At 71.4% G+C, this 13,159-nt stretch carries 12 protein-coding genes; 10 read left to right on the top strand and 2 right to left on the bottom strand.

All coding sequences use genetic code 11. The features are described 5' to 3' along the window. From YS110_16110 to YS110_16135, 6 genes are all read left to right on the top strand, one after another. Nucleotides 1-1,410: an efflux transporter outer membrane subunit gene (locus YS110_16110; protein ID UJB66167.1), complete on the top strand. Its 1,410-nt coding sequence runs from the start codon at nucleotides 1-3 to the stop codon at nucleotides 1,408-1,410. Between the two features lie 255 nt (nucleotides 1,411-1,665). Continuing rightward, the gene (locus tag YS110_16115) at nucleotides 1,666-2,805 is read left to right on the top strand and encodes a PepSY domain-containing protein (GenBank protein ID UJB66168.1); all 1,140 of its coding nucleotides are present in this window, start codon (nucleotides 1,666-1,668) and stop codon (nucleotides 2,803-2,805) included. Further along, a complete protein-coding gene (locus YS110_16120; protein ID UJB66169.1) occupies nucleotides 2,802-3,011 on the top strand; it encodes a hypothetical protein in 210 nt (69 codons plus the stop codon). Before YS110_16115 ends, YS110_16120 begins: the two co-directional genes overlap by 4 nt. Nucleotides 3,012-3,048: 37 nt before the next feature. Further along, complete coding sequence (locus YS110_16125; protein UJB66170.1) at nucleotides 3,049-5,253, top strand: TonB-dependent receptor; 2,205 nt, start codon at nucleotides 3,049-3,051, stop codon at nucleotides 5,251-5,253. 80 nt (nucleotides 5,254-5,333) lie between these two features. Continuing rightward, nucleotides 5,334-6,272: an EamA family transporter gene (locus YS110_16130; protein UJB66171.1), complete on the top strand. Its 939-nt coding sequence runs from the start codon at nucleotides 5,334-5,336 to the stop codon at nucleotides 6,270-6,272. Between the two features lie 47 nt (nucleotides 6,273-6,319). Next, on the top strand, nucleotides 6,320-7,180 hold the full coding sequence (locus YS110_16135) for a M48 family metallopeptidase (protein UJB66172.1): 861 nt from the start codon (nucleotides 6,320-6,322) through the stop codon (nucleotides 7,178-7,180). Nucleotides 7,181-7,231: 51 nt separating this feature from the next. On the opposite strand, the gene YS110_16140 is transcribed toward YS110_16135, so the two are convergent. Both YS110_16140 and YS110_16145 read right to left on the bottom strand, forming a co-directional pair. Next, nucleotides 7,232-7,963: a GntR family transcriptional regulator gene (locus tag YS110_16140; protein UJB66173.1), complete on the bottom strand. Its 732-nt coding sequence runs from the start codon at nucleotides 7,961-7,963 to the stop codon at nucleotides 7,232-7,234. Continuing rightward, entirely contained in the window at nucleotides 7,964-9,673 is a 1,710-nt protein-coding gene (locus YS110_16145) for a sigma 54-interacting transcriptional regulator (protein UJB66174.1), read from the bottom strand. Between the two features lie 284 nt (nucleotides 9,674-9,957). Between YS110_16145 and YS110_16150 the strand changes: the two genes are divergently transcribed. From YS110_16150 to YS110_16165, 4 genes are read left to right on the top strand one after another with little or no spacing between them, the layout of a single operon-like run. Further along, nucleotides 9,958-10,257, top strand: coding sequence for a phenol hydroxylase (locus YS110_16150; GenBank protein UJB66175.1), 300 nt, complete (start codon nucleotides 9,958-9,960; stop codon nucleotides 10,255-10,257). Between the two features lie 38 nt (nucleotides 10,258-10,295). Further along, complete coding sequence (locus YS110_16155; protein UJB66176.1) at nucleotides 10,296-11,288, top strand: phenol hydroxylase; 993 nt, start codon at nucleotides 10,296-10,298, stop codon at nucleotides 11,286-11,288. 16 nt (nucleotides 11,289-11,304) lie between these two features. Beyond that, nucleotides 11,305-11,574: an MmoB/DmpM family protein gene (locus YS110_16160; protein ID UJB66177.1), complete on the top strand. Its 270-nt coding sequence runs from the start codon at nucleotides 11,305-11,307 to the stop codon at nucleotides 11,572-11,574. A gap of 26 nt (nucleotides 11,575-11,600) precedes the next feature. Then, nucleotides 11,601-13,148, top strand: a complete 1,548-nt coding sequence (locus YS110_16165) for a YHS domain-containing protein (GenBank protein UJB66178.1) — start codon at nucleotides 11,601-11,603, stop codon at nucleotides 13,146-13,148. Nucleotides 13,149-13,159 lie beyond the last annotated feature (11 nt).

Here is a 13,159-nt window from a genome sequence, read left to right on the forward strand (position 1 = left end):
ATGCACAAGAATGCTGCCCCCCTGGGGGCGCTCTGGATCGCGGCGCTGGCGCTGGCCGGGTGCGCCACCGGCGCCGGCCCCGGCGCTTCCGCCGTCGCCTTGCCGGCCCAGTGGGCCACCCCGGCGTCCGGCCCGCTGCAGGCCGACGCACAAGCCGACGCCGTGACGCCCGCGTGGTGGCGCAGCTTCGGCAGCGCCGAGCTGGACGGCCTGGTGGCGCAGGCGCGCGCCGGCAATTTCGACCTGGCCGCCGCCGCCGCCCGCGTGGCGCAGGCCGAGGCGCAGGCGCGCCAGGCCGGCGCGCGCCTGCTGCCCGAGGTGGCGGGGGCCGTGAACGCCGCGCGCCAGGGACAGCTTGGCGGCGATGCCGCGGTGGACGGCACGCGCCTGGGCCTGGCCCTGTCCGCCAGCTATGAAGTGGACGTGTGGGGCCGCCTGGGCGCCACGCGCGACGGTGCGCAGGCCGCGCTGCGCGCCAGCGTGTTCGACCAGGAGGCGGTGCGCCTGAGCATTTCGGCCGGGGTGGCGCATGCCTGGCTGCAGGGCGTGGCCCTGCGCGAGCGCCAGGACATCGCGGCGCTGAACCTGCGCAGCGCCGAGCGGCTGCTGGCCCTGGTGGCGGCACGCCAGCGCGCGGGCGCGGTGTCGGCGCTGGAGCTGGCCCAGCAGCGCGGCCTGGTGGCGGCGCAGCGCCGCGCCCACGCCAGCGTGCGCCAGCAGGCCGACGCGGCGCAGACGGCGCTGGCGCTGCTCATGGGCCAGGCGGGCCGCGCCGCCAGCGCCACCGCCGCCTTGCAGGGACTGCACGTGCCAGCCGTGGCGGCCGAGGTGCCAGCAGCCCTGCTGGCGCGGCGCCCCGACATCGCCCGCGCCGAGGCGCACCTGGCCGCGGCCCAGGCCAACGTGGCCGCCGCGCGCGCGGCCATGCTGCCCAGCCTCACCCTGGGCGCCAGCCTGGGCACGGGGGGCGACCGGCTGGAGCGGGCTTTCGACAACCCCGTGTACGCGCTCGCCGCCGCGCTGGCGGCGCCCATCTTCGACGCCGGCCGCCGCGCCGCCGGGCACGAACTGGCCCAGGCGCAGCGCGAGGAACTGCTGGCGGCCTACCGCCGCACGGTGGTGCAGGCCTATGGCGACGTGCAGAACGCGCTGGATGCCGCTGCCGGGGCCGACGCCCAGATGCAGGCCCAGGCCGAGGTGGTGGCGCAGGCGCGCCAGGCGTTCGCGCTGTCCGAGTCGCGCTACCGCGCCGGGGCCGACACGCTGCTGACGCTGCTCGATGCCCAGCGCGCGCTCTACGCCGCGCAGGACGAGGCCGTGCAGCTGCAACTGGCCCGCCTGCAGGCCCGTGTGGCGCTGTACAAGGCGCTGGGCGGCGGCTGGCTGGCGCCGGAGGGGGCTGCCTCGTAGGTCTGTGTTTTTTGCATGAAAAGTGGCTTCAGGGCTTACTGGTCAAGCGCTAGCAGCTATGAATTTCGTAGTCCGAGGGAGGCCGCACACGGTGCGCCGTGCATGCCGCTGTGGCGTGCGGGAGACAAATATGGAAACAAAGAAGAATAATTCCTATTTGTAATTAAAATCGCGTTCTCCCCTTTTCTGCTTCTCCGCTTCATCCAGCCCCTTGCGGGCGCAGCCCGCGGCGCCCGCCGTTCCTCCCGCTTTCCCATGCTCAGCCCCACCGCCCTGCGCCGCTGGTCCTGGACCCACAAGTGGTCCAGCCTGGTCTGCACCGTGTTCATGCTGCTGCTGTGCCTGACCGGCCTGCCGCTGATCTTCCACCACGAGATCGGGCACCTGCTCGGCACCGAGGTGGAGGCGCCCGCGCTGCCCGCCGAACAGGCGCGGCGCACGGCCTCGATCGACGCCATCATGGCGGCGGCGCAGGCGCGCTTTCCCGAGCGCGTGGTGCAGTTCATGTCGCAGTCGGACGACGATCCGCGCGTGTGGTTCGCCACCCTCACGCCCACGCCGGCGCCCACGGACGACTTCAAGTCCATTGCCGTCGATGGCCGCACGGCGCAGGTGCTCTCGGACCGGCCCGTCAACGAGGGCTTCATGTGGACCATGCTGAAGCTGCACGTGGATCTGTTCGCGGGCCTGGCGGGCAAGCTCTTCCTCGGCCTGATGGGCTTGCTGCTGCTGGTGGCCATCGTCACCGGCGTGGTGCTGTACGCGCCCTTCATGCGTAAGCTCGCTTTCGGCGACGTGCGGCGCGGCAGGTCGCGCCGCATCCAGTGGCTCGACCTGCACAACCTGCTGGGCATCGCCACGCTGGTGTGGGCCTTCGTGGTCGGGGCCACCGGCATGGTCAACACCTGGGCCGACCTGATGGTCAAGTACTGGCAGTACGACAAGCTCAGCGCCCTGCTCGCGCCCTACCAGGGGCAGGCCACCGTGCCGGTGGCCGAGCGCGCCCCGCTGGCGCGGCTGCACGCGGCGGCGCAGCGCGAGGCGCCGGACATGAAGCTGTCGTTCATCGCCTTTCCCGGGACGGCGTTTTCCAGCCCGCACCACACCACCTTCTTCCTGCGCGGCACCACGCCGCTCACCGCGCGCCTGCTGCAGCCCGTGCTGGTGGATGCGCGCACCGCCGAGGTCACGGCCGCGCCGCACCTGCCGTGGTACCTCACGGCCTTGCTGGTCTCGCAGCCGCTGCACTTCGGCGACTACGGCGGCATGCCCATGAAGATCCTGTGGGCGCTGCTCGACATCGCCACCCTCATCGTGCTGGGCAGCGGCCTGTACCTGTGGCTCGGGCGCGGCCGCGCCGCGCAGGCGGCGCAGGCCGGGGAGGGTCCGGCATGAGCCGCACGCCCTCCCCCTTCTGGCGCATGTGGGGCTGGCCCCTGACGCTGGGGCTGCTCACTGCCTCTGGCCTGGCCACCGCGCTCGTTTCCGACAACTGGGGCGACTGGTGGTCGTGGCTGGGCCTGGGCGTGCCCGTGGCCGTGATGGCCTGGTTCGGCCTGCGCCGCGCGCCGGCCGCCGCCCCGGACCGCGATCCCTCCTGACCCTGTTCCCGACCCATCGACCCCAAGGAAAGCCACCATGCTCCACCGCAACCCCTCCCTCGCGCCCGTGGCGCTGGCCGCCGCCATGCTCGCCGCGCTGTGCATGCACGCCGCGCAGGCGCAGCAGGCGGGCAATGCTGGCGAAAAGGCCCTCGCCACCGTCACCGTGAACGCCAGCGCCGACGCTTCGGCCGAGGGCCTCTCGCCCGCCTACGCGGGCGGCCAGGTGGCACGCGGCGCGCGCGTGGGCATCCTGGGCACGCGCGACGCGATGGAGACGCCTTTCTCCACCATCGCCTACACCAACGAGTTCATCCAGGACCGCCATGCGCACAGCGTCGGCGACGTGCTGCAGAACGACCCCACGGTGCGCGTGGCGCGCGGCTTCGGCAATTTCCAGGAGTCGTACTTCATCCGCGGCTTCATCCTGGGCTCGGACGACGTGGCTTACAACGGCCTGTACAGCCTGCTGCCGCGCCAGTACATCGCCACGGAGCTGTTCGAGCGTGTCGAGGTGCTGCGCGGCGCCTCCACCTTCCTGAACGGTGCCAACCCCAGCGGCGGCGGGCTGGGCGGCTCCATCAACTTGCTGCCCAAGCGTGCGCCCAACGAGCCGCTGTCGCGCGTGACGGCGGGCGTGGCCAGTGGCGGCCAGGCGCAACTGTCGGCCGACGTGGCGCGGCGCTTCGGCCCCGGCAACGCCACCGGCATCCGCGTGAACGCCGCCGTGCGCAACGGCGGCTCAGCCATCGATGATGAAGACGCCAAGCTCGGCCTGCTGGCCGTGGGGCTGGACTGGCGCTCGCGCGACGTGCGCCTGTCGGGCGATGTGGGCTGGCAGGACAACAAGCTGTCGCGCACCCGCACCAACGTGACCCTGGGCGGCACGCCCACGGCCGTGCCCGCCGCGCCGGACGGCAAGACCAACTGGGCCCAGCCCTGGAGCTACTCCAACGAGCGCGACCTGTTCGGCACGCTGCGCGGCGAGTGGGACATCAACGGCAGCATCACCGCCTACGCCGCCGCCGGGGCCCGCCGCAGCGAGGAGGCGAACTCGCTGGCCAACCTCACGGTCAGCGACGCCGCCACTGGCGCGGGCACCACCTACCGCTTCGACAACGCGCGCAAGGACCGCGTCCTGACCGGCGAGGCCGGTCTGCGCGGCACGCTGCAGACGGGCGCCGTCAAGCACGCCTGGGTGCTGTCGGCCGCGAGTTTCTCGCTGGAGAAGGACAACGCCTACGTCATGGACTGGAAGAACACCCAGGCCACCAACCTCTACCGGCCCGTCTACGCCGGGCCGCAGCCGGCCTACAGCGCCGACGCGCTGTACGGCGGTGCGCTCTCCGATCCGCGCCTCACGGGCAAGGTGCGCATGTCCAGCGTCGCCATCGGCGACACCCTGTCGGTGTGGGGCGACCGCCTGCAGCTCACGCTCGGCCTGCGCCACCAAAGCATGGACATCGCCAACTACGCCTACGGCACCGCCGCGCTGACCGACCGCTACGACCAGAGCCGCACCAGCCCGATGGTGGCCGTGCTCTACAGGCTTTCGCCCCAGTGGTCGGCCTACGCCAACTACGCCGAGGGCCTGAGCCAGGGCAAGACGGCGCCCTCCACCGCCGCCAACCGGGGCCAGATGCTGGCCCCCTACGTCGCCAAGCAGAAGGAAGTGGGCGTGAAGTGGGACGGCGGCCGCCTGGGCGGCAGCCTGGCGCTGTTCAGCACCGACAGCCCGCGCGCCTACGTCAACGCCGCCAACATCTTTTCCACCCAGGGCAAGGACCGCCACCAGGGCCTGGAGCTGGCCCTGCAGGGCGAGGCCGCCAGGGGCCTGCGCGTGCTCGGCGGCCTGACCTGGCTGGACGCCAAGCAGGTCGACACCGGATCGGCCGCCACCGACGGCCAGCGCGTCATCGGTGTGCCGGAGCTGCAGGCCAACCTGGGCGGCGAATGGGACGTGCCCGGCGTGCGGGGCCTGGCGCTCGACGCGCGCCTGGTGCACACCGGCGCCAGCTACGCCAACGCCGCCAACACCCTGAAAGTGCCCGGCTGGACGCGCCTGGACCTGGGCGCGCGCTACCTCACCGAGGTGCAGGGCCGCCTGGTCACGCTGCGCCTGCGCCTGGACAACGCCACCAGCCGCAACTACTGGGCCTCGGTGGGCGGCTACCCTGGCTCGGGCTACCTGGTGGCGGGCACGCCGCGCAGCGTGAGCCTGACGGCCAGCGTCGATTTCTGAACCCGCAGGGCGCTGGCGAGGCGCCGCAGTTCGCGCGTTGCTCGACATTTCGGCGCGCGCTGCCGGGCACCATCGGCGCCATGACATTCGCATCGCACTCCGGTCGCGGCGTGGCCCTGGTGGCCCTCGCGGCCATCCTGTGGGGCACCACCGGCACGGCCCAGAGCCTGGGCGCCGGCGCCCTGTCGCCGTTCTGGGTCGGGGCGGCCCAATTAGTGGTGGCCAGCCTGTTCTTCGCCGTGGTGCAGGCCGTGGCGCGCGGCGCGGCGCCGCCCCGGCCCGCAGCCCAGCCCCGGCCGCATGTGCCGCCCGGGCTGTGGCTGCTGGCCTCGGCGGGCGTGGCGGGCTACAGCATCACGTTCTATGCCGGGGTGCGCCTGGCGGGCGTGGGCGTGGGCACGGCCGTGGCCATCGGCAGCAGCCCGATCTGGGCCGGGCTCATCCAGGCGCTGCTGCTGCGCGCGCCGCCGTCGCCGCTGTGGTGGCTGGGCACGGCCGTGAGCGTCGCCGGGGGCGTGGCCATGGTGCTGAGCAAGGGCACGGCGGTGGTGTTCTCGTGGACCGGGCTGGCCTTGTGCCTGGGGGCCGGGCTGTGGTACGCCAGCTATGCGCTGGTGAACAAGCGCCTGGTGGCCGCTTACGCGCCGGGCCAGGTGAACCAGCGCGTGTTCACCGGCGCGGCGCTGCTGGCCTGCCCGGTGGCGTGGGCGCTGGCCGGGGCGCCGCAGTGGAGCCCGGCGGCGCTCGCGGTGGTGGTGTACCTGGGCACCGTCGTGTCTGGGCTGGCCTATGTGGCGTTCTCCCATGGGCTGCGCGGCATCTCGGGCGCCACCGGGGTGACGCTGACCCTGATCGAGCCCGTGGCGGCGTTCGCGTTGGCCGTGCTCATCGTGGGCGAGCACCAGCCGCTGGCGGCCTGGTGCGGCCTGGGCCTGGTCATGCTGGGGCTGGCGGGCGTGATCCGCGCGGAGTTGCGGCCCACGGCGTTTCGCGCGCCGCGCGAAAGCCCGGCGGCCTGAGCGGCCGGGGCCTGTAAGAATGCGCTTTTGCCCCCACCTGGCCTGCCATGCACGACCTGTCCTTTCCCTCCCATCGCGGCTGCGCGCTGTGCGCGGCCAAGGCGTCGCCCTGGAACGCGCGGCGCGGCTTCCTGCTGGCGGCGGGGGCGGCCGTGGCGGGCCCCGCGCTGGCGCAGGTGGATGTGGGCAATGCCTCCAGCATGCGCCGCCTGGTGCCGGCCGAGTCGCTGGAGCGCTCGGCCGTGCAGCAGTACGCGCAGATGCTGGCGCAGGCCCGCGCCCAGGGCGCGCTGGCAGCCGACGGCAACCCGCAGCTGGCGCGGCTGCGCGCCATCGCGCGGCGCCTCATCCCGTTCGCCGCGCCGTGGAACGAGCGCGCGCGCCAGTGGCACTGGGAGGTCAACCTGATTGGCAGCAAGCAGATCAACGCCTTCTGCATGCCCGGCGGCAAGATCGCGTTCTTCACCGGCATCCTCGACCAGCTCCGGCTGACCGACGACGAGACCGCCATGGTCATGGGCCACGAGATGGCCCACGCGCTGCGCGAGCACGCGCGCGAGCGCCTGGCCAAGACGCAGGCCACGGGCATCGGCCTGTCGCTGGGGGCCAAGCTGCTGGGCCTGGGCGACCTGGGGAACACGGCGGCCAACCTGGGCACGCAACTGCTGTCGCTGAAGTTCAGCCGCTCCGACGAGACGGAGGCCGACCTCGTCGGCCTGGAGCTGGCCGCGCGCGCCGGCTTCGACCCGCAGGCCGCGGTGCGCCTGTGGCAGAAGATGGGCCAGGCCACCGGGGGCAGCGGCGGCATCGCCTTCCTGTCCACCCACCCGTCGGGGCCGGAGCGCATCCGCGAGCTGCAGCAGAACGTGCCCAAGGTGCAGGGGCTGTACCAGCAGTCGCGGCGTTGAGGGCTAAATCGGCCTTAAACCGTTTCTAGTCAAGCGCTGGCAGCTATTGATTCAGGAGCTGACCCGCCCGCCGCTGCCGGGCAGCGAGACGCGCCCGGCGCGCAGCGCCTCGATGAGCAGGTCGGGCGTGGTGCGGATGTGCGCCTCCAGCGCCAGCGCGGCGCGCGCGTCCTGCCCGGCCAGGGCGTAGTGGAAGATTTCGGTGTGCTCGGCGTGCACGTCGCGCACGGCGCCGGGCAGCGCCATGGCGAAGCCGCGGTAGCGCTCGGTGTGGCGCGAGAGCTGGCGCAGCACGCGCAGCGTCCAGGGCGAGTCGTGGCCCGACAGCAGCGCCTCGTGGAAGCGCACGTTGAGCTGCTCCCACAGCCGCCGCCGCCCGGGCGCGATGGGCTCCTCTGCCGAGATGGCGGCGTAGGCCTGCTCCACGCGCTGGCGCCACTGCGCCCCGCCCGCGCGGATCGACAGGCGCAGCGCCGTGGTCTCGATCTGCACGCGCAGGCTGGTGATGTCCTCCAGGTCCTCGGTGGCGATGGGCGCCACGCGAAAGCCGCGCTGCCCCTCGGTCACCACCAGCGCGTCGCTCGCCAGGCGCGTGATGGCCTCGCGCAGCGTGCCGGCGCTCACGCCGTAGCGCGCCTTGAGGTGTTCCACGCGCAGCTTCTCGCCGGGCACGAGCTGGCCCGTCACGATGTCGTCGCGCAGCTGCGCGTAGGCGTGCTCGATCAGCGTGCGTGCCGATGGCACGGGGGTGTCGATGGCACACAGGGCGCTGCGCTTGGCCATTCAAATGTCCCCTCTTATCTTGTTCAGCCGGTAGCTCAGCTGCGGGCGCGTCAGCCCCAGCAGGCGCGCGGCGGCGGCCAGGTTGCCGTGGCTGCGCTCCACGGCGGCCTCGATCAGGTGGGTCTCCAGCGCCTGCAGGTCGAGCCGCTCGCCCAGCAGGCGCTCCACCAGCGCCGCGTCGCAGGCCGGGGCGCGCGCTTCGCCCAGGCGGCCCGAGGCCTGCAGCGTGTGCGCCGGCCCGGTGGCTGGGGCCGCGTCGGGGAACAGGTGCGCCGCGTCCACGGGCTGGCCCGGGTCGGCCAGGATCACGCCGCGCTCGATCAGGTTCTCCATCTCGCGCACGTTGCCCGGCCAGGCGTACTGGCGCAGCGCGTGCAGCGCGCGGTCGGTGAAGCCGCCGACGTGCTTGTCGTGCAGCGTGGCGAAGCGCTGCAGCAGGTGCTGCGCGAAGGGCTCGATGTCGTCCACGCGCTCGCGCAGCGGCGGAATGCGGATGGGGTAGACGTTGAGGCGGTAGTACAGGTCCTGGCGGAAGCGCCCGGCGCGCACCGCGTCCAGCAGATCGACGTGCGTGGCGGCCACCAGGCGCACGTCCACCTGGCGCGGCTGGGTGGCGCCCAGGCGCTCCACCTGGCCGTCCTGCAGCACGCGCAGCAGCTTGGCCTGCGCCGGCAGCGGCAGCTCGCCCAGCTCGTCGAGGAACAGCGTGCCGCCGTGCGCGCGCTCGAAGCGCCCGGCGCGCGCCGCGTCGGCGCCGGTGTAGGCGCCTTTCTCGGTGCCGAACAGTTCCGACTCCACCAGGCTGCCCGGCAGCGCCGCGCAGTTCACCGCCACGAAGGGCTTGGCGGCGCGCGGGCTCAAGGCGTGCAGGGCGCGCGCGAAGCGCTCCTTGCCCACGCCGGTCTCGCCCGTGAGCAGCACCGTGACCTGCGTGCCCGCCGCCTTGCGCAGCAGCTGCGTGGCGGCGGTGAAGCCGGGCGAGCGGCCGATCAGGGGGCCGAGCGCGTCGGCCGGCGGCTCGGGCTGGTCCTCGGCCGCGATGGCCGCGGGCCAGGCGGGCAGGGCGCGCGGGCCGCCGGGGAGCGCCTGCGCGTGCGCCAGGGCCTCGGGGGCGTAGTCGCTGGCCAGCTGCGCGCCGTCGGGCCAGTCCTGCACCGGCCGGCCCTCGATGCGGCAGTGCGCGTGGCCGCAGGCGGCGCACTGCACCTCCTTGTAGAGCACGGTGCGGCCCATGAAGCCGCTGGTGTAGCCCGAGGCGTAGCCCAGCAGCGTCCAGCACACCGGGGCGCTCTGCGGGCCGAAGTCGCGCACATGCGTCTCCACCTCCCACGAATGCTGCCAGCGGAAGATGCCGTGGAAGTGGCCCTGCCCGGCGTCCAGCTCCAGCTTTTCGGGCGTGACCTGCACGGCCCCCTGCAGCATGTGCAGTTGCGGGCCGACGCTGAACATGGCGAAGGTGTCGGCGCTGGGGCGCAGCTGGCGCGCCAGCGCCGCGTCGCGCTCGCCCGATGCGTAGCCCACGCGCAGCAGCAGGCGGCGCGCGCCCGTGGGGCCGAGGGTGTGCATCAGCTCGCGGCGCAGGATGCCCAGCGAGGCCGCGTGCAGCAGCACCATGCGCTGGCCCGCCAGCCAGATGCGGCCGTCCGCCGCGGAGAACTGGATCTGGCGCCGCAGGTCGGCGTCCGAAGGCAAGGCGGGGAGGGCGGGCATGTGCTGAATTATCGATAAATGACGATGGCACGCCCATTGGGGAAATCGCGCGTGCAACTGCCGTGCGTGACGTTTACGGCACAGGAATTTCACCAAATGGTGAATTCTGCCGCATCAAGTGGTGTGCAAATCGTCAAGTTGCACCGCAACATGGGCCAGATGCGCCGCCGCGCCGGGCCCGTCAAACGAGCCAAAGCCGCAAGAAATTTAGGGGTTTACCCGAAATTATCGAGATTTTTGCGCTTGGCACAGCGGGCTGGCACAGGCCCTGCATAGACCGGGGCATGAGCACCACGCCCACTCCTTCCGCAGATCCCCGCACCGGCTGGGATGTTCAGCGCCGCTTCATTCGCATCGTGCAGGAGCACGGCAGCGGCATGGTGGAGTTCGAGTTCGCCGTGGGCGAGCCGCAGCTCTACGTCGAGATGGTGATGCCGCGCCGCGAGTTCGGCGAGTTCTGCGCCATGCAGGGCGTGCAGCCCACGCACGGCGCGCTGCCCGAGCACGACGCGGGCAGCGACGCGCACGAGTGGGACTGGAGCCTGCGCGCCGCGCGCGAACGGCATTTCCGCCACGAGCCCTGATTTTTCCCTTTCCACAACGACGACAGGAGACACCCCCCATGCAAATCGACCTGCGCACCGTCAGCATCACGCCGCTGCGCCAGACCTTCGACAACATCGCCCAGCGCCTGGGCGCGGACAAGCCCGCCTCGCGCTACATCGAGGCGACGATGGACGTGCAGGCGCAAGCCAACTTCCACTACCGCCCCACCTGGGACCCGGCGCACGAGATGTTCGACGCCACGCGCACCCGCATCGTCATGCAGGACTGGTACGCGCTCAAGGACCCGCGCCAGCTTTACTACGGCACCTACGCCCAGGCGCGCGCCCGGCTGCAGGAGACGGCCGAGGCCGACTTCGACTTCGTCGAGAGCCGCGGCCTGGCCGGGCGCTACGACGACGCGGCGCGCCGCGTGGCGCTGGACTTCTACGTGCCGCTGCGCCACGTGGCCTGGGGCGCGAACATGAACGGCGCCTTCCAGTGCGCCTACGGCCACGGCACGGCCATCACCCAGCCCTGCCTGTACGCCAGCATGGACCAGCTCGGCATCGCCCAGTACCTCACGCGCCTGGGCCTGCTGCTGGGCCACCCGGGCGAGCTGGAGGCGGGCAAGCAGGCCTGGCTGGAGGCGCCCGCCTGGCAGCCGCTGCGCCGCTTGGTGGAGGACACCTGGGTGCTCAAGGACTGGTTCGAGCTGTTCGTGGCGCAGAACGTGGCGCTGGACGGCATCCTCTCCGGCCTGGCCTACAAGGAGGTGGACGAGGCGCTGTCCGAGCGCGCCGGCCCCACGGTGTCCATGCTCACGCGCTTCCAGGCCGAATGGGCGCAGGACGCGGCCAAGTGGGTCGATGCCGTCATCAAGACCGCCGCGGCCGAGAGCGCGGAGAACAAGGCCCTGCTGGGCGAGTGGTACGCGCACTGGCGCGGCCGCGTGCAGGAGGCGCTGGCGCCGGTGGCGCAACTGGCGCTGGGTGATGAAGGCGCGGCAGCCCTGGCGCGCGCCGTGGCCGCCGTCGATGCCCGCATGCACAAGGCCGGCCTGGCCGTCTGACGAAGGAGCAGCACCTATGTCCAACGTATTCATCGCGTTCCAGAAGAACGAGGAAACGCGCGCCATCGTCGATGCCATCGTGGCCGACAACCCGCACGCCGTCGTCCAGCAGCAGCCCGCCATGGTGAAGATCGACGCGCCCGGCCACATGGTGATCCGCAAGAGCAGCATCGAGCAGGAAATCGGCCGCGACTTCGACCTGCAGGAAATGCAGGTGCACCTCATCACCCTGTCGGGAAACATCGACGAGACCGACGACGAGTTCCGCCTGGCCTGGAACCAGTAACGACCATACCCCCAAGGAGACACGACATGGATATGAAAGCCGGCAAGAAGCTGGGCCTGAAGGAACGCTACACGCTGATGACGCGCGACCTGGCCTGGACCCCCACCTACCAGGCCGTGCGGGACGTGTTCCCGTACATGGAGTACGAGGGCATCAAGATCCACGACTGGGACAAGTTCGAGGACCCGTTCCGCATGACGATGGACTCGTACTGGAAGTACCAGGCCGAGAAGGAGCGCAAGCTCTACGCCATCATCGACGCCTTCACGCAGAACAACGGCCACCTGGGCGTGACCGACGCGCGCTACATCAACGCGCTCAAGCTGTTCCTCACCGGCGTGAGCCCGCTCGAATACATGGCGCACCGGGGCTTCGCCCACGTGGGCCGCCAGTTCCCCGGCGCCGGCCCGCGCGTGGCCTGCCTGATGCAGAGCCTGGACGAGATCCGCCACGCGCAGACGCAGATCCACAGCCTGTCGAACTACAACAAGCACTACAACGGCTTCGCCAACTGGCGCCACCAGCACGACCGCGTGTGGTACCTCAGCGTGCCCAAGAGCTTCTTCGACGACGCCTTCACCGCCGGGCCGTTCGAGTTCATGATCGCCATCGGCTTCGCGTTCGAATACGTGCTGACCAACCTGCTGTTCGTGCCCTTCATCAGCGGCGCGGCCTACAACGGCGACATGGGCGCCATGGCCTTCGGCTTCTCGGCGCAGTCCGACGAGTCGCGCCACATGACGCTGGGGCTGGAGATCATCAAGTTCATCCTGGAGCAGGACCCGGACAACCTGCCCATCGTGCAGGCATGGATCGACAAGTGGTTCTGGCGCGGCTACCGCGTGCTCACGCTGGTGGCCATGATGATGGACTACATGCTGCCCAAGCGCGTGATGAGCTGGAAGGAGGCCTGGGAGGTCTACGCCGAGCAGAACGGCGGCGCGCTGTTCGCCGACCTGGCGCGCTACGGCATCAAGGTGCCCAAGGGCTGGGAGCAGGCCTGCAAGGACAAGGACCACATCAGCCACCAAGCGTGGAACACCTTCTACACCTACGGCGCGGCGGCCCCGTTCCACACCTGGACGCCGAGCAAGGAGGAGCTGGACTGGCTCTCGGCCAAGTACCCCGACACCTTCGACAAGTACTACCGCCCGGTGTGGGAGCACTACGCCAAGGAGCACGCCGAGGGCCGGCGCTTCTACAACGGCACGCTGCCCATGCTGTGCCAGACCTGCCAGATCCCGATGCTCTTCACCGAGCCCGACGACCCGATGAAGATCGCCTACCGCGAAAGCGAGTACCAGGGCATGAAGTACCACTTCTGCTCCGACGGCTGCAAGCACATCTTCGACAACGAGCCCGAGAAGTACACCCAGAGCTGGCTGCCCGTGCACCAGATCTACCAGGGCAACTGCTTCCCCGAGGGCGCCGACCCGTCCCAGCCCGGCTTCGATCCGCTGATGGAAGTGCTGCGCTGGTACCGCCTGGAGTTCGGGCGCGACAACCTGGACTTCGCCGAATCGCAGGACAAGAAGAACTTCGCCGAATGGCGCGCGCAAGCCACCGGCAACTGAACGAGGAGACC

Origin of the sequence: Acidovorax sp. YS12 (assembly GCA_021496925.1) — a bacterium.
In the GTDB taxonomy this organism is placed as follows: domain Bacteria; phylum Pseudomonadota; class Gammaproteobacteria; order Burkholderiales; family Burkholderiaceae_C; genus Paenacidovorax.

Excerpts from the sequence above, each read along its gene's own strand:
- YS110_16110 (UJB66167.1), top strand. The coding sequence starts at position 1 with ATGCACAAGAATGCTGCCCCCCTGGGGGCGCTCTGGATCGCGGCGCTG.
- YS110_16115 (UJB66168.1), top strand. The coding sequence starts at position 1,666 with ATGCTCAGCCCCACCGCCCTGCGCCGCTGGTCCTGGACCCACAAGTGG.
- YS110_16120 (UJB66169.1), top strand. The coding sequence starts at position 2,802 with ATGAGCCGCACGCCCTCCCCCTTCTGGCGCATGTGGGGCTGGCCCCTG.
- YS110_16125 (UJB66170.1), top strand. The coding sequence starts at position 3,049 with ATGCTCCACCGCAACCCCTCCCTCGCGCCCGTGGCGCTGGCCGCCGCC.
- YS110_16130 (UJB66171.1), top strand. The coding sequence starts at position 5,334 with ATGACATTCGCATCGCACTCCGGTCGCGGCGTGGCCCTGGTGGCCCTC.
- YS110_16135 (UJB66172.1), top strand. The coding sequence starts at position 6,320 with ATGCACGACCTGTCCTTTCCCTCCCATCGCGGCTGCGCGCTGTGCGCG.
- YS110_16140 (UJB66173.1), bottom strand. The coding sequence starts at position 7,963 with ATGGCCAAGCGCAGCGCCCTGTGTGCCATCGACACCCCCGTGCCATCG.
- YS110_16145 (UJB66174.1), bottom strand. The coding sequence starts at position 9,673 with ATGCCCGCCCTCCCCGCCTTGCCTTCGGACGCCGACCTGCGGCGCCAG.
- YS110_16150 (UJB66175.1), top strand. The coding sequence starts at position 9,958 with ATGAGCACCACGCCCACTCCTTCCGCAGATCCCCGCACCGGCTGGGAT.
- YS110_16155 (UJB66176.1), top strand. The coding sequence starts at position 10,296 with ATGCAAATCGACCTGCGCACCGTCAGCATCACGCCGCTGCGCCAGACC.
- YS110_16160 (UJB66177.1), top strand. The coding sequence starts at position 11,305 with ATGTCCAACGTATTCATCGCGTTCCAGAAGAACGAGGAAACGCGCGCC.
- YS110_16165 (UJB66178.1), top strand. The coding sequence starts at position 11,601 with ATGGATATGAAAGCCGGCAAGAAGCTGGGCCTGAAGGAACGCTACACG.